This is a genomic window from Neobacillus sp. SAB-20_R2A, assembly GCF_049568635.1.
Taxonomy (GTDB): Bacteria; Bacillota; Bacilli; order Bacillales; family Cytobacillaceae; genus Neobacillus; species Neobacillus citreus.
Genome location: NZ_CP145895.1, coordinates 4,828,061 through 4,846,072 on the forward strand (window position 1 = coordinate 4,828,061; position 18,012 = coordinate 4,846,072).

The 18,012-nt window shown below is 41.2% G+C and carries 15 protein-coding genes and 1 other annotated feature; of the genes, 7 read left to right on the forward strand and 8 right to left on the reverse strand.

Translation table 11 applies throughout. The features are described 5' to 3' along the window. Nucleotides 1–11: 11 nt before the first annotated feature. Together V5M37_RS23805 and V5M37_RS23810 are read left to right on the forward strand one after the other, a co-directional pair. Nucleotides 12–155, forward strand: a complete 144-nt coding sequence (locus V5M37_RS23805; RefSeq protein ID WP_423799399.1) for a hypothetical protein — start codon at nucleotides 12–14, stop codon at nucleotides 153–155. Nucleotides 156–229: 74 nt separating this feature from the next. Further along, nucleotides 230–2,770: a bifunctional diguanylate cyclase/phosphodiesterase gene (locus V5M37_RS23810; RefSeq protein ID WP_423799400.1), complete on the forward strand. Its 2,541-nt coding sequence runs from the start codon at nucleotides 230–232 to the stop codon at nucleotides 2,768–2,770. 27 nt (nucleotides 2,771–2,797) lie between these two features. On the opposite strand, the gene thrB is transcribed toward V5M37_RS23810, so the two are convergent. Genes thrB through V5M37_RS23825 form a run of 3 tightly spaced genes read right to left on the reverse strand, consistent with a single transcriptional unit; the run spans nucleotide 2,798 to nucleotide 6,061 of the window. Beyond that, complete coding sequence (gene thrB, locus V5M37_RS23815; protein WP_423799401.1) at nucleotides 2,798–3,712, reverse strand: homoserine kinase; 915 nt, start codon at nucleotides 3,710–3,712, stop codon at nucleotides 2,798–2,800. Continuing rightward, nucleotides 3,699–4,769: a threonine synthase gene (thrC, locus tag V5M37_RS23820; protein WP_213144442.1), complete on the reverse strand. Its 1,071-nt coding sequence runs from the start codon at nucleotides 4,767–4,769 to the stop codon at nucleotides 3,699–3,701. Before thrC ends, thrB begins: the two co-directional genes overlap by 14 nt. Beyond that, entirely contained in the window at nucleotides 4,766–6,061 is a 1,296-nt protein-coding gene (locus tag V5M37_RS23825; protein WP_423799402.1) for a homoserine dehydrogenase, read from the reverse strand. Before V5M37_RS23825 ends, thrC begins: the two co-directional genes overlap by 4 nt. Nucleotides 6,062–6,352: 291 nt before the next feature. Then, nucleotides 6,353–6,566: a binding site (T-box leader), on the forward strand. Nucleotides 6,567–6,668: 102 nt separating this feature from the next. Here V5M37_RS23825 and serA point away from each other — a divergent pair. Further along, nucleotides 6,669–8,312 (forward strand): phosphoglycerate dehydrogenase, encoded by a 1,644-nt coding sequence (gene serA / locus V5M37_RS23830; protein WP_423799403.1) that lies wholly within the window; start codon nucleotides 6,669–6,671, stop codon nucleotides 8,310–8,312. Nucleotides 8,313–8,365: 53 nt separating this feature from the next. On the opposite strand, the gene V5M37_RS23835 is transcribed toward serA, so the two are convergent. The 3 genes from V5M37_RS23835 to V5M37_RS23845 form a co-directional block, all read right to left on the reverse strand. Next, nucleotides 8,366–9,490 (reverse strand): HAD family hydrolase, encoded by a 1,125-nt coding sequence (locus V5M37_RS23835; protein WP_423799404.1) that lies wholly within the window; start codon nucleotides 9,488–9,490, stop codon nucleotides 8,366–8,368. A gap of 155 nt (nucleotides 9,491–9,645) precedes the next feature. After that, nucleotides 9,646–11,064, reverse strand: a complete 1,419-nt coding sequence (locus V5M37_RS23840; RefSeq protein ID WP_423802678.1) for an NAD-dependent succinate-semialdehyde dehydrogenase — start codon at nucleotides 11,062–11,064, stop codon at nucleotides 9,646–9,648. 195 nt (nucleotides 11,065–11,259) lie between these two features. Then, nucleotides 11,260–11,856 carry a cell wall hydrolase gene (locus V5M37_RS23845; protein WP_423799405.1) on the reverse strand — a complete coding sequence of 199 codons (597 nt, stop codon included), beginning with the start codon at nucleotides 11,854–11,856 and terminating at the stop codon, nucleotides 11,260–11,262. Nucleotides 11,857–12,130: 274 nt separating this feature from the next. Here V5M37_RS23845 and V5M37_RS23850 point away from each other — a divergent pair, with 274 nt between their 5' ends. Together V5M37_RS23850 and V5M37_RS23855 are read left to right on the forward strand one after the other, a co-directional pair. Further along, entirely contained in the window at nucleotides 12,131–12,370 is a 240-nt protein-coding gene (locus V5M37_RS23850) for a glutaredoxin family protein (protein ID WP_423799406.1), read from the forward strand. A gap of 89 nt (nucleotides 12,371–12,459) precedes the next feature. Next, complete coding sequence (locus V5M37_RS23855; protein WP_423799407.1) at nucleotides 12,460–13,350, forward strand: DUF2935 domain-containing protein; 891 nt, start codon at nucleotides 12,460–12,462, stop codon at nucleotides 13,348–13,350. An 8-nt stretch (nucleotides 13,351–13,358) separates the two neighbouring features. Here the strand turns inward: V5M37_RS23855 and V5M37_RS23860 are convergent, their stop codons facing one another. After that, complete coding sequence (locus V5M37_RS23860) at nucleotides 13,359–13,781, reverse strand: disulfide oxidoreductase (protein ID WP_423799408.1); 423 nt, start codon at nucleotides 13,779–13,781, stop codon at nucleotides 13,359–13,361. A 1-nt stretch (nucleotide 13,782) separates the two neighbouring features. Beyond that, nucleotides 13,783–14,481, reverse strand: coding sequence for a DsbA family protein (locus V5M37_RS23865; protein WP_423799409.1), 699 nt, complete (start codon nucleotides 14,479–14,481; stop codon nucleotides 13,783–13,785). A 211-nt stretch (nucleotides 14,482–14,692) separates the two neighbouring features. On the opposite strand from V5M37_RS23865, the gene V5M37_RS23870 reads away from it, so the two are divergent. Together V5M37_RS23870 and V5M37_RS23875 are read left to right on the forward strand one after the other, a co-directional pair. Beyond that, the gene (locus V5M37_RS23870; protein ID WP_423799410.1) at nucleotides 14,693–15,751 is read left to right on the forward strand and encodes a lactonase family protein; all 1,059 of its coding nucleotides are present in this window, start codon (nucleotides 14,693–14,695) and stop codon (nucleotides 15,749–15,751) included. Between the two features lie 333 nt (nucleotides 15,752–16,084). After that, entirely contained in the window at nucleotides 16,085–17,923 is a 1,839-nt protein-coding gene (locus V5M37_RS23875) for a metallophosphoesterase (RefSeq protein WP_423799411.1), read from the forward strand. Nucleotides 17,924–18,012: the final 89 nt, after the last annotated feature.

Below are 18,012 nucleotides of genomic sequence, written 5' to 3' on the forward strand. Positions count from 1 at the left end.
GAGGATAGAAAATGCCTGATACATGCTTTTATTGCACAAACCAGTTTGAGGAAAAACATCTTCATCAAGTTTCGTTTGTTTCAGCCGATCAAGAAAGGCATGAAACGCTATGTGATGAATGCTATGAAGAATGGCTCCATGGAATAAAGGGTTAATCTGTCCCCTAATCTACAACAGCATACACACCTTATTAAAAGGAAGTGTATGCTGCTCATTGGAGTGTTAAAGCTTGTCTATAAAGAAAAAACTTCCGCTATTATTTTGTCTGCTTGTATTTATCATTTTAGTTACGAATAATGCCTTTCATTATATTCGGTCAAAAAATCAGCTCATTAGTAATAACAATCGAGAGATTTCCATGATCACAAATGAAATTTCCTATCATGTCAAAAATACAACCAAGGGCTCCTTATATGTTGAAGATATTCTTGGCAGGGATTTACGGATTGCCTCCCTCGCCATCAAGGATCAGCTTCCGTCCCGCTGGGAGGATGTCTCAAACGAGCAGCTCAAAAAAATAGCCAAGGATGTCGGTGTCTCACACATTACTTTAATGGCAAAGACAAAGGATGACATTATTGGCGTGAAATCATCCGACCCTCAAGAAATTAACATGTCCACCAAGGGATGGGGCTATTGGTATGATGCCTATCAGCAGCTTTTTGCGTTAAAGCCAGTTACGGTCGGAAAGGGGTTAACACTGCCAAATTATTGGTCGGGACCGATCGAAGTTGCCTCTTCAAATCCGGATCACATTGACAAATGGGGCTATTATTATGATGGGACAACGAATTATATCATTAACCCTTATTTCCGGGACAGCGAAGCTATTGAATACGAAGATCTTTTTGGCCCTACAAAATTTATTAAAGATTATACCAAGCAAAAAGGCATTTTGGAGTTAACTGTTTTTAATCCAAAGAATTTCGGAAAAAAGAAGGAATTCGTCTTTTTAAACGGAAACAGCTATATGCGCATTTCTGCCCGACCTTGGTGGTACGGTGACTATAAAAAGTACAAAAACTATAAAAAGGATACTCCTTTAGTCCAAAAAGCAATGAAAACGGGAAAAACACAATCCTACAAAGCCCAATTAAATGGAAAAAGCGTAATGAAAACCTTTGTTCCTGCTTCTGCCAATGGCACAGCCTTTGTGATTGGCCTTGTCTATGATTATGGCCTGATAGAAAACGAATTGGCGCATGAACTGAAGGTTCATATCCTGCTTTCCATCATCATTATGATTATCGTGTTAATTATCAGCTTTATTTTTTCAAACTCTATTACCAGGCCGATTGGTTATATTGTGGATCGGGTCAATGAAATTGCCAAAGGCAATTTTGGAAAAAACCTTCATTTAAAACGAAAAGATGAGCTTGGCATGCTGGCGGAAAACGTTAATGCCTTGTCTATGGACCTGCACAACTATGTAACGGACCTCCAGCAGAGCAGGGAATTTATCGAATACCAAGCGAATCATGACGCGTTAACAGGACTGCTTAACAGAAGATATTTTCAAGAAAAACTCCCTTCGATTGTAAATAGGGCGAATCAAAATGGAGAAACCTTATCGGTTATTTTCATGGATATGGACCGTTTTAAGGAAGTTAATGACTCCTTTGGGCATTCCAAAGGGGACGAAATCCTCAAAATGACTGCCAGCCGAATAAAGGACAGCCTGCCCAATAATGAAAATCATTTCATCATCAGGCAGGGCGGCGATGAATTTATTATTTTATTGTTCAATTATAATTTACAAGATACAAAGAGTGCTGCAGAGAGCATTATTACCAACCTTAAAGCCCCTTATTTTCTTGATGAAACAGAAATTTATATGGGAGCCAGCTGTGGTGTCAGCATCTACCCCGAGCACACAGATAATATCGAAAGTCTCATTATCTACGCAGACACGGCCATGTATACGGCGAAGAAAATGGGAGGAAACAAAGTTGTTGTTTTTTCAGAACAGTTAAGAAAGGCGAATATAAAAAGACCACATCTTGAGGCTCGCTTAAGAAAAGCGATTGAAAATGAATTATTAGAAGTCTATTACCAGCCAAAAATGAATGTAAAAGAAGGTACCATCTTTGGTGTTGAAGCATTGCTGAGATGGACGGATGATGAATTGGGTGTTGTTTCACCGGAAATTTTTATCCCGATTGCCGAAGAAACAGAATTAATTCAGCCAATCTGGGAATTTGTGATGAAAACAGCCTGCAGTCAGGTAAGCGTCTGGAACAGGAATAGGCCTATTCCGTTATCAGTAGGGGTAAATTTTTCTGCCAGGCAGTTTCAGGAACCACGCAAGTTGGTCACGATAATTGAAGAAATTCTTGCCAATAGTGAATTACGTCCTGACTGTTTTGAAATTGAGATTACAGAAAGCATTCTTTTGAATAATTCACGAGAAATTGTTCAATCACTTCGTACACTTAAAAGTTTAGGAATCTCCATTTCTATTGATGATTTTGGGACGGGCTATTCGTCTTTAAGCTATTTAAAAGATTTACCGATCGATTGCTTAAAAATAGATAAATCCTTTATTCAGAATATCGAAGAAGATTTTGAGAACTCCGAGATTCCCGAAGCGATTATTAATCTGGGCCGAAGCTTAAAGCTTCAAGTAATTGCAGAAGGAGTTGAAAAGGAATATCAGAAGGAATTTTTACTTTCTAGAGATTGTTGTTTGATGCAGGGCTATTTATTTAGTAGACCATTAAATAAAAGCGATTTTGAGGAATATTTGAGAAAGCAAAAAGAGACTGAATGATTCAGCCTCTTTTTGCTTTGTTTTAAATTACTTCCGTTTCGCTGTTTCACAGACTCTGCTGCCGGAGGAATCAATTTGCAAGAGCTTTACGGTCATTTCCGGGAAGGCCTTTTGGATATCTGTAACCAGCTGACGGCCATTGCCCTTTTCAGCAAAGCAAAGGACAGTTGGGCCTGCGCCGCTTAATGCTGTTCCGAATGCCCCATTCTCTTTTGCAAATTGTTCAACGTCTTGATAAAAAGGAATCAGCGGTCTCCGATAAGGCTGATGAAACCGATCTCGTTCCATCATTTTTCCGGCCATTTCCCAATTTTCACTTAACAGGGATGCCACCAATACGTTCGCAGCTGAAGAAGCCTCGATCGCTTCTTTCATCGAAAAGCTATTTGGCAGTACTCCACGTGAATCCTTAGTTAATAAGATTTCTTTTGGAATAACCGCAGCCATTTCAAAGGAAAGATTGGTAAAGCTCAGCATCTCCACTTCGTTTTGCCGATAACTTCCGATGACAAGGCCCCCATAAAGGGATGCCCCAACATTGTCCGGATGGCCCTCTATATCCGTTGACAATAGAAGCTTTTCCTCCTTTGTCAGGTCTAAGCCACCCACGATATCAGCAAGTTCAATCCCTGCAATGATAGCAGAAGCGCTGGAACCTAGTCCTCGTGCCAAGGGAATCTCACTTTCCATTTTTACACGGCAAGGAGTTAGCTCTTTTCCATATTTCTTAGCTGTCTCAAGGGCAATTTGTGCAATAAAATGGGTTTCATCAGTTGGAAGCTGGTTTAATTCAGGGTTAGGAGAAAAGAATTCCCAATGGTCACTTTTCTCCACCTCTAAAGTTAAATACAGATCTACCGCAAGTCCCATGGAATCAAATCCCGGACCAAGATTGGCTGTGCTTGCCGGAACCTTGATCAACCATTGATTATTCAGCGGCATGCCCGACAACCCCTCGAATATGCTCTGCCACAGCCTTTTCATCGTTTGGCAATACAACAGGTTTCACCAAACTGCTCTGAATAGCTGTGTCCGGATCCTTCAAGCCATTTCCTGTAAGAACAGCGACAATTTTGGTGCCTTTGGCGATTTTCCCGTTTTGTAATGATTTATAAACACCAGCGATGGAAGCGCAGGATGCCGGCTCTGCAAAAACACCTTCCGTGGATGCTAATTTTTTATAAGCCGCGACGATTTCATCATCGGTAACCTCATCAAACTGACCGTTAGATTCTTTTACTGCATTAACCGCCAAATCCCAGCTAGCCGGGTTTCCAATCCGAATCGCTGTTGCGATTGTTTCCGGATTTTCAAACACGCGGTTATGTACGAGAGCGGCGGCCCCTGCAGCTTCAAAACCGAACATTCTTGGCAGACCAGTTTCTTTTTTACTGTTATATTCTTTAAAGCCTTTCCAATAAGCACTGATGTTACCGGCGTTTCCAACCGGGATCGCTAAAATTTCAGGTGCTGAACCAAGCTGGTCACAAACCTCAAATGCAGCTGTTTTTTGCCCTTCCAGACGGAAAGGGTTAACTGAGTTAACCAATGTGATTGGCTCTACTTCGCTGATATCTCGTACCATTTTAAGAGCCTGGTCAAAATTTCCCTCAATGGAGATGATTTCGGCCCCATACATCATCGCCTGAGCAAGTTTGCCCATGGCAATTTTCCCTTCCGGAATCACAACGATACAGTTTATACCCGCCCGGGCTGCATATGCTGCAGCGGCAGCTGAAGTGTTTCCGGTGGAGGCGCAGATGACAGTTTTGCTGCCTTCCTCAATTGCTTTGGCAACCGCCATTACCATTCCTCTGTCCTTAAAGGAACCAGTTGGATTGGCTCCTTCTACTTTTACATAAAGCTCTACTCCCCATTCCTTGGAAAGATTCTGCAAGTGAATTAGCGGGGTATTTCCTTCATTTAGCGTTAGCCTTGGTGTCTCATTATTTACTGGTAAAAATTCTTTATATGCTTCAATTAATCCTGGCCATCTCATATCGTTTTCCTCACCACTCTATATGCACTTTTTATTTCTTTTACAGCTTGCAAGTCATTTAACTCCTGTAGAATTCCATCGTAGCTTGTTAAAGAAGCTTTGTGGGTTACTAGGACAATTTCTGATGTTTCATGTTTCTTGATTGGCAGCTGAAGAATTTTTTCAAAGCTGACCCCATACTTGGCAAAAATCGTCGTTATATCGGCAAAAACACCAACTTCATCGCGGACGTGGATACGCAGGAAGTACTTTGAATATTTTTCGTTATCATCCTTTAATTGCTTTGGATATTGCGGAGTGACCGCACTTTTCCCATTCACGCCGAGCCGCAAATTTTTCACTACACCGACAAGGTCAGAAACAATGGAGGTTGCGGTTGGCAGACTGCCTGCTCCAGGCCCGTAAAACATCGTTTCCCCCACAGCTTCACCGTACACATAAACAGCATTGTATTCATTTTGAACGGAAGCAAGCGGATGATTGTCAGACAAGAAGGTAGGTGCGACACTGACTTCGACCTTTTCTCCTTCACGGTGGGCATATCCAATCAGCTTCATTGTATAGCCAAGCTGTTTCCCATAGCGGATATCATCTTCCGTTACGCCAGAAATGCCCTTCACCTTTACATCCTCTAAATCAATGTGCATGGAGAAGCCCAATGTAGCAAGGATGGTCATTTTACGTGCTGCATCCAATCCCTCAACGTCAGATGTAGGGTCCGTCTCAGCAAAACCGAGAGCCTGCGCCTCTTTCAGCACCTCATCATAGGAGCGGCCTTCATTGCTCATTTTCGTTAAAATATAGTTTGTTGTTCCATTGACAATCCCCATCATTTGCGTAACACGATCAGAAGCAAGGCCATCCACCAAACTTCTAAGAATCGGGATACCGCCAGCCACGCTCGCCTCATAAAACAAATCACAGCCATACTCTGATGCCACCGTTAACAGTTCGGAGCCATGGAGCGCCATTAAATCCTTATTGGCAGTCACAACATGCTTGCCTTGACGGAGGGCCGTAATCAAATAGTCTTTTGTGGCGTCAATTCCGCCCATAACCTCGATGATAACATCTATTTCTTCATCCAATAAGATGTCATCAGCATTATTCGTTAATAATCCTGCTTCGATTTCAACAGGTCTAGTTTTAATTAAATTTTGAACCAGAATTTTTTTAATCGTTACTGGGCAGCCCACCTGGTGCATTAATTTATCCTGATGATTTTTAATAATTTGGACAACACCTGAGCCAACGGTACCCAACCCCAGTAATCCAATCGAAATTGCTTTCACCCATTTCCCCTCCGTTCCTATGTCCTTCTGGTGTGAACAATTGTATTTCTATTGTAGACATTATAAGGGTCTGTTCATTTTTTTACAATAGATATATTTCTGACTTTTCCCCGCTGTAATCGCTTACTATTGCATTATAGCAAGGTTCTTTATTTTGAGTAAAAATTTTCAGAGAAAACTGGCAAATTTTTTTGAATTTAACCCCTTTACAAGCCCGAAAGCGGGATGTAGAATAATGCCTATATTCAGTTGAATTTTGAAATTTCACTCAATTGGGTGTGTTCTATTAATGAAAAAGTGATGATGAAGACGGCAATAGGAAATAGTTTCAGAGAGCCGGTGGACGCTGCGAACCGGTGCTAATTTCTATAATGCCCAGCCCTTCTGAACTGGCTGCTGAAATTTTAGTAGGCTAGCCCGGGTATAACCAACCCGTTATTTGCTTAGAGGCCGCACCGGTGTTGCGGCAAAAGAGGGTGGCACCACGTTAACTTACGTCCCTCATAACACGACCACTGTGTCTGTTATGAGGGGCGTTTTTTATTTTTCAATGAAATACCGTAAGCTATTAAAATTTTTATAAAAAAACAAACTGGAGGTTTTAAAAATGTACAAAGTGCTTGTAACCGACGGAATCAGCCAGACAGGTTTAAAATGCTTGGTCGACCATGCCAATTTCATTGTAGAAAGACAGCCAACACTGCCTACAGATGAATTAAAAAAGATTATCGGTGATTACGACGCCCTTATTGTGAGAAGCCAAACAAAGGTAACAGGAGAGCTTCTTGAGGCAGCAGGCCGCCTGCGTGTCATTGCTAGAGCAGGTGTCGGCGTGGATAACATTGATGTCAACGCTGCTACCAAGAAAGGGATCATCGTCATTAACGCACCTGGTGCCAACACGATTGCTGCAACTGAGCACACATTGGCGATGATGCTGGCGATGGCAAGAAAAATTCCGCAAGCCCACCAAAAGACCTCCGGCGGTGAATGGGACCGCAACTCTTTTAAAGGAGTGGAGCTGTACAAAAAGACACTTGGTGTTGTTGGTATGGGCAAGATCGGTACTGAAGTGGCCAAAAGAGCAAAAGGCTTCGGCATGAATATTTTGGGCTTTGACCCATATTTGACGGAAGACCGCGCGAAAAAGCTTGGCATTACCAAAGCAAGCCTTGATTTAATTGCGGCCGAGGCTGATTTTATTACCATCCATACACCGCTGACTAATGATACTCGCGGAATTATTAATGATGAATTTTTAAGCAAAACGAAAAAAGGCGTCCGCTTCGTGAACTGTGCCCGCGGCGGTATCATTGATGAAAAAGCCTTGGTTCGGGCTATTCAATCTGGCCATGTTGCCGGTGCTGCCCTTGACGTATTTGAAAAAGAACCGGTTGGTGACCCAGAGCTATTGCAAAATCCGAATATTATCGTTACTCCGCATCTTGGCGCTTCTACCGTTGAGGCACAAGAGAAAGTAGCAGAAGAAGTCAGCGCGGAAATCGTTGAGATTTTTGAAAACCAATCGATCCAAAATGCGGTAAATATGCCGCAAATGTCAGGCGAAACGCAAGCCAAGCTCCAGCCTTATTTAGTCCTTGGCGACCAAGTGGGCCAGCTTGTCATTCAATTATTGAAAAACTCTGCACCTACAAAAATAGAAATCAATTATTATGGTGATCTAATCGATGAGGATACAGAATTATTGACACGGACAATGCTTAGAGGTGTTTTATCCTATCATTTAAGCGATTCTGTCAATCTCATCAACGTGCTTCATTTATTGAAGGAGCAGGGCGTTTCCTATAATGTGCAGAAAAATGCTACGAATAAAGGCTTTGCCAATTATTTGGAGCTTTCTGTTTCGCAAGGTGATGAAACGGCTCGGATTGGGGCCACTGTGTTAAATGGCTACGGTGCCCGGATTGTAAAGATTAATCAATACCGGATTGACGTGAAGCCTGAGAAATATCTATTATATATTAAACATCAGGACGTGCCGGGGATGATTGGAAAGGTAGGATCTTTACTTGGAGACTATCAAATCAACATCGGTACGATGCAGGTTGGCCGTACAGAAGTTGGCGGCGAGGCCATCATGGTGTTAACACTTGATAAGACGCTCGGTACTGAAGTCAGCCGTGAACTTGTCCAAATTCCTGGTTTAGACGAAGCACAATTTTTGGAGTTATCAAATGTCGATACGTTTGAGGCAGGCCGCGTTGAGCCGCAAGCTGTGGAGAGTGTTTGATTTTTGGGATTTGAATAGGGCTGCTCCTTTTATAGGGGCAGCCCTGTTATTTTCTATAAAATTCCCTTTAAATCAAGCACAGAATCGAGAATATAGTCCGCTTTATGCTTCTCAAATTCACTTCTGGCGTCTTTCCCGGATAACCCGGTTAACACGGCGGCGAATTGACAACCCATTTGCCTTGCAGCGAGAAGATCTGCCAATGAATCCCCCACAATCAGGACAGAATATCCATCCTTGATTGGCAGCGGCGTGTTCAAACACTCCTGCACGGACAGATCTTTGCGATTCAGACCCAATATGTAGGTATACGGATGCGGCTTTGATAAAGATTTCCCTTCTGGAATTTCCTGCTCAGCCTTGGCGACATCATCCGCAGTCACAATCCGGCTCACATCAAAATGCTTTAACCAATCCAAGTGTTGAAATGGCTGAATCGTTTCCAATTCGGGACGGCCTGTTCCAATCCCAATCTCAATCCCCGAGGCTGTTAAAAATTGAAATAGCTCTCCTATATCTTCTTTAGGAGCCAATGTTGTTTCATTAACTAAAAAGCCTTTCTTGCCTTTCTGAACAGAAGGCTTGCCGGTTGAAGCAATAATATTGTCATCGCCCACATACCATTCCTGAGAAACATGCTCACATACAGACCAAAGCTCCCCTTTTTGAAAACTAGAGGTTTCCACACCAAGCTTCTCAAAGGTCAGCACATTCAAATAATCAAGCAGTTCTTGCTTAGTTGCCTCGGACCTCTCAAACTCCTTCACAAACAAACCAAAATCCAGTTCAACCGAATAATTATTCAACACCCCACCAATCTCAAGTAAGGTTTTATGATTGATTGGTGCTTGACACCATTTTCTAATGTTTTCAATTTCATATTCTTTGATTTGTGAAAGTAGATGAATTAGCTGGTGGGCAAATGATAAATAAATCATGTCCCAGTTGGCATTTAGGCCGCGTGATTTTTGGAATTTCAGGATTTTATCATTTTCAAATACAACATTTCGAATTTCTTCTATTTCTTTATCGTTATAATCTGTTTTGAATTTTTCAGGTGATAAAGCCAAGTAATTACTGCTTATAAGCATCTCCCAGACGGTTAGTGCCGATGCATCAAAGTAACGTTCCTCGCTTAATAGAACCCCGTCAACGTCGAATAAAATCTTTTTAATCAATTTCCTATTCCCCCATTTCCCTGTCTGCTTTTATACGTTATCGTACCACAGTAAACGAACTGAATAAAAGTAAAAAGAGAGAAGATTCAGTGATAGCAAAAATAAAAACAAGCCGTGCGCCGGTGTTCATTCTGGTGCACGGCTTGTTTTTTATTTTAGTCCAAACCGATGGAAATATATTTCACTTCTAAAAATTCTTCAATTCCGAAATGACCACCTTCACGGCCAATACCGCTTTCCTTATATCCGCCGAACGGTGCTTGCGCAACTGAAGGCAGTGCATCGTTGAGACCAACGATACCGTATTCAAGCTGCTCCGTGATTCTAAACGATCGGCTCAAATTCTCGGTATAGACATAAGCAGCTAAACCATAGTTTGAATTATTAGCACGTTCAATCACTTCTTCTTCCGTCTTAAAGGTCGCAATCGGTGCAATCGGGCCAAAGATTTCATCCTTCATGCATTCCATGTCATCCTGCACATCCGTTAAAATTGTTGGGGCATAGAAATAACCCTTCTCTTCCGCCGGTTTTAGTCCTGTATAAACGACCCTGCCTCCCTTTTCGATTGCATCTTGTAAGAGTTCTTCCACTTTACTGCGGGCGGCTTGGTCGATTAATGGACCGATATCAACACCGTCTTCAAGTCCATTTCCTACTTTAAGCTTTTCCAATTCCGCTTGGAATAGCTTCGTGAATTCCTCTGCTACACCTTCCTGAACATAGACACGGTTCGTACAAATACAGGTTTGTCCGGCATTGCGGAATTTTGATTGGACAAGGCCAGCCGCTGCCTTTGCTAAATTGGCATCGTCCATAACGATAAACGGTGCATTTCCGCCAAGCTCAAGTGATACTTTTTTCACAGTTTCGGCAGCGCCCCTCATTAATGTTTTACCGACCTCGGTCGAACCGGTAAAAGTAATTTTCGTAACACGAGGGTCCTTCAACCAAACATCCCCGATTTCTGAGGATCTTCCGGTTATCACATTTAATACGCCTTCTGGTATTCCCGCTTCATGGGCAAGTTCAGCTATCTTTAACGCGGTTAGAGGCGTCTGATTAGCTGGTTTAACTACCGCCGTACAACCGGCTGCAAGCGCAGGACCCACTTTTCTAGTAATCATCGCCGCAGGGAAGTTCCAAGGAGTAATCGCCGCAATAACACCTACAGGCTCCTTGCGTACGAGAATGCGCTTGTTTGGATGAGAAGCAGGTATCGTTTCCCCATAAACCCGCTTGCCTTCCTCAGCAAACCAAGAAATGAAACTATTGGCGTACTGGACCTCACCAACTGCCTCTTTTAACGGCTTGCCTTGCTCCATTGTCATAATTTTAGAGATTTCAAGTTTGTTCTCATCAATCAACTGGTACCATTTCATGAGGAGCTGATAGCGTTCTTCAGCCGTTTTTTTCGACCAGGTTTTAAATGCCTTGTGGGCCGCATCGACTGCCTGCTCCGCTTCAAAAGCACCTCCGGTTGGTACTGCTCCTATGACTTCCTTGGTCGCCGGGTTTACGACTTCCGTTAACGTTTCATAATCTTGGCCAACCCATTTACCATCAAGATACATTGGGTAAATTTGATATTTCTGTCCTAAAGTATCCATTGCATTCTCCCCTTCCCTTTTGTACTGCTTCCATTATATCAACTCATCCAATCACACGGCTATTAGAAGCATCTAAATTAAGGAACAAAAAAGCAGCGATTCCAATTGTTGGAATCCGCTGCTTTTTATTAAAAAATTATTTTATTGGACATACTAAGCTTATCTTGCAAATACATGATTGCCGATTTTTACAGTCACTTGACGTGATTTAATCCAAGAGCTTTGAGCGGTATTAGGATTATAGAAAAATAGAGAACCATTCCCTTTACCCATTAAAGCTAATGCTTCGTTGACAGCTCTTTTTGATTCGGCATCAGCCGCCTGATTGATTTGACCGTTTTCTACAGGAGTAAACGCATAGTGTCCATTTGAAATTTGATAGATAACTTCTCTAACGCTATTTGGGAATTGATCACTTTTTACTCGGTTCAAGACGACAACTGCCACTGCGACCTTACCTGCATATGGCTCACCAACAGCCTCAGCACGGACTAAACGTGCCATTAACTCTTTGTCTGCCGCAGTAACTGGAGAGTTTGGCAGAGTAATATTTTTACCGGCGATCAGTGGTCTGCTATTATTCGCAGCCATTAAGCTATTAACAGGAACACCGAATCCTCTTGCTATATTCCAGTATGTCTCACCATAATGTACTGTGTGTGTAGTTGTTGCTGCTTCTGTTTGTCCATTTAAAGTAAAAGCTGACATTGATAACATTAACCCGGCTGCAATCACTAGTTTTTTAAGTTTATTCATTTGATAACCTCCTAAATTCGTAGCTCGTTTTCTCTACAACCAAGGCTATCAGTTGTAACACACTTATTCATTGCCTAAAAAATGGAAAACTCGTGCAGTAACTAGCATAATAGGCTCCCCATGCTCTTTGGTATTAATCACCAACTTATTTGTTAATCCAGTGGTTGGAGAAAATGGATGATTCCGGTCCTTTTTTTACATAATGTTTCAAGCTTGTAATATAGTAAGTGATTGATTATCTTTAATTACAAGATTGTATATGGAGGTTTTTCAGGTGTCCACACATGAAGTAATTGTATATAGCAGCAATGGCTGCTCTTACTGCGATCAGGTAAAAACATTTTTAAAAGAAAAGGAAATTGAATTTGAAGAGCGGAATGCTTCTAATAATAAAGAGTACTTGGATCAGTTAAAGGAAAAGAAAATTTTCGCTACCCCCGCTACCTTTATTGATGGAAAACTGGTATTAGGCTTTCAGGAGAAGAAATTGAACAAGCTACTTGAATTAACGTAAGAATTCTTAAAAATTGGACCAAGCAGGCCTAACATAAACACTAAAAGCATCAATATAATGTACTATGCGTGTTTTAAGGAGGGCGGCTCATGGTCTATCAAGGACTTAGCGAACAGGAATTTAACAAAATGTTAACTGCCCCAGAAAACTTTGCAGCACCACCCGAATCTCTTACAGAGCAAATGTTTATTGAACGTTCTTTAACTGAGAATAAATTTTGGCTGCGTATTATGAAGGAGCATTCCTATTTTTTAGGGGAAGGCTTCAATCGAAAAGACAAGCAGCTTATCCAACAAACGGACCGATTTTATCATTACTTTGCAGAGCAGGAAAAAAGGGCTCATCAAACGCCTTATAATGTAACAGCAGTACGGAAATTAAATGAAGATACCATTCAGTTAGTATTAGGATTGCGGAATTTTAAGCGGAACCTGCTCATCTTAATCATTAATTGTAAAGTCATGGGGTTTAACTTCCCGCTTCTTGTGGACCATATCGCCCGTGAAGCTGAATACTTTATGAGGACTTTAAAAAAATTAAATGATGGAATATTAGACCCTATCCAGGATGCGATTATCAAAGAAAATGTTTTTTGGCTAAAAATTATGATGGAGCATTCGCGCTTTATCGCCTCCCTTCTCGATCAATCTGAACGGAATTTGGTGATTACCGCCAGAAAATTTGGGGATGATTTTGAGGTCCTCCTAAATCAGGCACGTGATGTTGAATCAATGTTGTATAAAAAAAGCCCTACGTATCCTATTATTGGAAAACTCAATAAAGACAGTGAAAGTGCCACTCAGGAACTGCGTGCTTTCAAGCAAGCCGGCCTGGATTTTATTAAGACCTGCCAAATTAGAAATGTCATCGACCCGCTGTTAGCCGACCATGTCGTTAGAGAGGCTGATCATTTCCTGCAAATCGTGCATGTTTTAGAAGAACGATTAAAGGTAAAACAACAGGAACAGCAGCGCCTATGAAAAAGAGACTATCCGCGGATAGTCTCTTCCTTTTGGCTGCGCGCCAGAATTATCATGCTGATTGTTATGATTGTAAATGCAACGAAGGCTAAGATAGGAATCGTAATAAACCCAAGCCAGTTAATATAATCCTTGGAGCACGGTACGCCGCTTGTACACATTTCAAACCTTTGTAAGAAAGGAAGTTTTTGAAGCAGTGTATGGTAGCCGGATACCAGCATACCGATGACTGATAATGGCAGTACATATTTATATATGTCAAGATCATTTCGATAGACAGCAATTCCTAACATAATTGCCAATGGGTACATAAATATCCGCTGATACCAGCACAGCGTACAGGGAATAAAATGCATAACTTCACTAAAATACAAGCTGCCTAAAGTGGCGATAAGCGCCGCAATCCAGGAAAGAAGCAGGGATTTGTTCATATTACTTCCCCTTCGCTGCGTTTTCGACCATCTCTTTTAAGTCGTCGATGGATTGACCTTCGAACTTTTTACCATTAACAAATAATGCGGGAGTTCCTTGAACATTTAACTTTTTCACATAATCCATATCCTTTTGCCAGGCATCCTTCGATTTGTCGTCTTTGAAGTGCTTAACCACCTTATCCACTTCTTTGTCACTAGCCACTTCCTTTAGTGTATCAGTTAAGAACTCTTCCGTATAAAGATCGATTTTTTCATATTTCTGATCTTCAGGCTGCTTTTTATAAAGAAGTTCATGGAACTTCCAGAATGTATCGTTTCCAAGAACCGCATATACAGATTCCGCAAATTTCGCTGAACGCTCAGAATCCACATTAATAAAGGAATCATTAAAGAAGTAGAATTTAGCTTTTCCCGTATCCACCAGTTCCTTTTCAATAAACGGGACAGCAGATGCAGAAAACTGCTTACAATACGGACATTTATAATCCCCAAATTCAATGATGGATACTGGGGCAGATTCCTTACCTAAGAACGGCTGGTGGCTGTAGTCAATCTCATTTGATTTAACTGCTTCTTTATCCTTAGAGTGGTTGCCCAAAAAAATAAGTGCCAAAACACCTATAGCGATTAACCCTATTACCCAAAAGATAAACTTCGATGACGAATTCTTCGTATTTGTTTTTTTATTATTTGCCATGATCAGACTCCTTCGAAAAAACTGTTATATATGTGATGAATTTATTTTCCCAGATAGTTTTAATATTACTTATCTATTGGAATAAATCAAATAATTGGTTTTACCGTTATTAGTTTTATTGTACTAGCCAGTTCATTCTGGTGTTATTTTTTATAACTTTCAACTAAAATTGATAAAATAAGTTAGATTATGATTATAAAGGAGCACAAATATGACGATTAACAGCAGCTATATGGGTTATATCGGTACCTACACAAAGGGAGAAAGCAAAGGTGTCTACTCCTTTACCTTAAATGCCGAGGAAGGAAAGATTGAAAATTTGAAAGTAGCAGCGGAGCTGGAAAACCCTACATACTTAACGATTAGCAAAGATAATCGTTTTCTTTATTCAGTGGGGAAAGAAGGGGACGTTGGCGGCGTTGCTGCATTTTCAATAAATGATAACGGTGAATTGACAGCTATAAACCGGCAAATGGCACCGGGTTCACCGCCTTGCCATGTTAGTGTCGACAGCCAGCGGAATTACGTCTTTACTGCGAATTATCATAAAGGTACTGTCGAGTCTCATCTTGTTAACCGGGAAGACGGATCTGTTCAGTCTGCCGCTTCAAGTATAAAGCATGAAGGCCGCGGGCCGGACCCAAGACAGGAAAAAGCTCATACCCACTATGCCGGCCTAACCCCTGATGAAAATTATTTGGCGGTGGTCGAATTGGGGATTGATGCACTGATAACCTATCAGGTGGAGGATGACGGCACACTAACAAAAGTGAAGTTGTTGCCATTAAAAGCAGGCAGCGGGCCGCGTCATTTGGCGTTTCATCCAAACGGCCGCATTGCTTACCTGATGACAGAATTTAGTTCGGAGGTTATTGTACTGACCTATCACCCAGAAAATGGCCATTTTACTGAAAAGCAATATATTTCTACTCTTCCGGAGGATTTTAAAGAGAATAACCAAGGAAGCGCGATTCATGTCTCATCCGATGGCCGGTTTGTTTATGCGGGAAATCGCGGGCATAACAGTATTGCTGTCTTTAGTGTCAATGGAGAAACTGGTGAGTTGACGTTTATTGAGCATACGTCTACTGAAGGAGATTGGCCAAGGGATTTTGAACTGGATCCCTCCGAGAAGTTTATTGTTGCTTCTAATCAGGAATCGGGGAATCTTGTGCTGTTTGCGAGGGATGAAGATTCAGGAAGATTGACATTGCTGCAGTCGGATGTTAAAGTGCCGCATCCGGTTTGTGTGAAGTTTTTGAATGTTTAAAGGAAGACAGGGTAGGCGTTTAGCTTATCCTGTTTTTTTAATAAACAAAATTTTTTCAAGGACCTAGTAAATAAAATTACCTGTTAGCATATATATTTAAATAGCCCACCTGGGGATTTTCTCCTATTTTCCTCTGAGTTAATTGTTCTTTATACAGAACCACCAGGCGTAATTTACGAAAGGCTACCCTGACAACTTACAAAACATGATAAATATAAGGAGGTGAATTACTCACAAAAAAACAAACTTATAACCTTTTAAATCAGCTAGATGTTGCTTACAATGTGATTTATCAGGAAAACAATTTGGAAAAATGAGGGGGGAATTTAGTGAATGAAGGCTAGGAAAAGATTAGTTATAATGGCAATGCTCGCATTTTTGTCCTTTTACTTTTTACCATATATGGACAATGCCCAAGCAGCCAAGCCAACAAAACCAACCCAACCAACAAGCAATTTTACTCTAACAATAATGCATGTAAATGATACACATTCGCATGTAGAGCAGTATCCAATGTTAACAACTGCTGTGAAACAACTTCGGAGCAGTTATCCAAATGCATTACTCTTACATGCAGGCGATGTATTTTATGGAACCGACTACTACACAAAGTACCTCGGAAAAGCAGACACATGGTTTATGAATAATCTAAAATTTGATGCTATGACGTTAGGAAATCATGAATTTGACAATGGTACCTATGTACTGGCGGACTTCATGAGAGGACTTAATTTCCCTGTATTAAGTGCCAATGTCAATGTATCAGGTGACCCGTTATTAGGACCTTTCTCTGAAAACACGATCACCACTTCCCCTACAGGCGGGAAACTCTACCCAGCGATGATAAAAGACGTCAACGGGGAAAAAGTGGGTATTTTCGGGTTGCTTACTACTTCCTATAATTATCCTGTACCTGTTAGTAATCCAACAGATAAAGCCAAAGCAACTGTAGAAGCATTAAAAAGTCTGGGAGTTAATAAAATTATCGCCCTTTCCCATTTAGGTTACAGTACTGACTTGAGTCTTGCCAATAATGTAAATGGAATAGATATAATCGTCGGAGGACATTCACATGAGAAAATAAGTCCACCTGTGATTGTTAATAAAACTGAACCGACGGTTATTGTTCAGGCTAGCTACAATCTCAAATATCTTGGCCTTTTAAATGTAACCTTCGATGCCAATGGTGTCGTAAAAACTGCCGACGGAAAGCTTTTAACTGTTAGCAATTATGCTCCTGACCCAGAAGCACAAGATATTCTGAACCAAATAAACAGTGGAACTTTACCGCCAATTGATTCCGGGACTCCGCTGGTTAAAAATGGGTTTATTACAGAGGGGGGCAATACTTACTATTACGTAGATGGTGTCATTCAAACCGAATGGCAAACCATTTCGGGCAACACCTATTACTTTGGTCCCGATGGAGTAATGAGAAAGGGCTGGCAAACCATCTCAGGTAACACCTATTACTTTGGTGCTGATACCGGCATTATGAAAACTGGCAAGTATACTATTGATGGAGTAACCTATAATTTCGGGACAGATGGCGTGTTGATTACTTATGAGTGGGTTAAAGACGGAGATAAAACTTACCTCTATAAAAATGGAACGATGCTAACAGGGTGGCAAACCGTCGATAATAAACGCTATTATTTGGGCGATGATGGTGTAATGCGCACCGAATGGCAAACCATTTCAGGCAACACCTATTACTTTGGTACTGATGGAGTAATGAGAAAAGGCTGGCAAACCATCTCTGACAAAACCTATTACTTTGGTGCTGATACCGGCATTATGAAAACTGGCTGGTACACCGTTGATGGGGTACTCTATAACTTCGGATCAGATGGAGCTTTGATTACCTATAAGTGGGTTAAAGATGGAGATAAAACTTACCTCTACGCAAATGATGTCATGCTAACCGGGTGGCAAACCTATCAAAAAGACCGCTATTATTTTGGTGATGATGGGGTAATGCGCACCGAATGGCAGAAGATTTCAGGCAACACCTATTACTTTGGTCCTGATGGGATCATGAGAAAGGGCTGGCAAACCATCTCAGGTGATACCTATTACTTTGGTGCTGATTCCGGCATTATGAAAACCGGATTGTACACCATTAACGGAGTAACCTATAACTTCGGGACAGATGGCAAATTAATTCAATAGAGTCTATGCTGCAAAGACGAACAGGTAAACCTGTTCGTCTTTTTATCGATTTAATAAACATATATAAAAAAAGAAAAGCCCCCCATTAC

Excerpts from the sequence above, each read along its gene's own strand:
- thrC (WP_213144442.1), bottom strand. The coding sequence starts at position 4,769 with ATGAGATGGCCAGGATTAATTGAAGCATATAAAGAATTTTTACCAGTA.
- V5M37_RS23860 (WP_423799408.1), bottom strand. The coding sequence starts at position 13,781 with ATGAACAAATCCCTGCTTCTTTCCTGGATTGCGGCGCTTATCGCCACT.
- V5M37_RS23870 (WP_423799410.1), top strand. The coding sequence starts at position 14,693 with ATGACGATTAACAGCAGCTATATGGGTTATATCGGTACCTACACAAAG.
- V5M37_RS23840 (WP_423802678.1), bottom strand. The coding sequence starts at position 11,064 with ATGTATCTTGATGGTAAATGGGTTGGCCAAGATTATGAAACGTTAACG.
- V5M37_RS23805 (WP_423799399.1), top strand. The coding sequence starts at position 12 with ATGCCTGATACATGCTTTTATTGCACAAACCAGTTTGAGGAAAAACAT.
- V5M37_RS23865 (WP_423799409.1), bottom strand. The coding sequence starts at position 14,481 with ATGGCAAATAATAAAAAAACAAATACGAAGAATTCGTCATCGAAGTTT.
- V5M37_RS23845 (WP_423799405.1), bottom strand. The coding sequence starts at position 11,856 with ATGAATAAACTTAAAAAACTAGTGATTGCAGCCGGGTTAATGTTATCA.
- serA (WP_423799403.1), top strand. The coding sequence starts at position 6,669 with ATGTACAAAGTGCTTGTAACCGACGGAATCAGCCAGACAGGTTTAAAA.
- thrB (WP_423799401.1), bottom strand. The coding sequence starts at position 3,712 with ATGCCGCTGAATAATCAATGGTTGATCAAGGTTCCGGCAAGCACAGCC.
- V5M37_RS23855 (WP_423799407.1), top strand. The coding sequence starts at position 12,460 with ATGGTCTATCAAGGACTTAGCGAACAGGAATTTAACAAAATGTTAACT.
- V5M37_RS23875 (WP_423799411.1), top strand. The coding sequence starts at position 16,085 with ATGAAGGCTAGGAAAAGATTAGTTATAATGGCAATGCTCGCATTTTTG.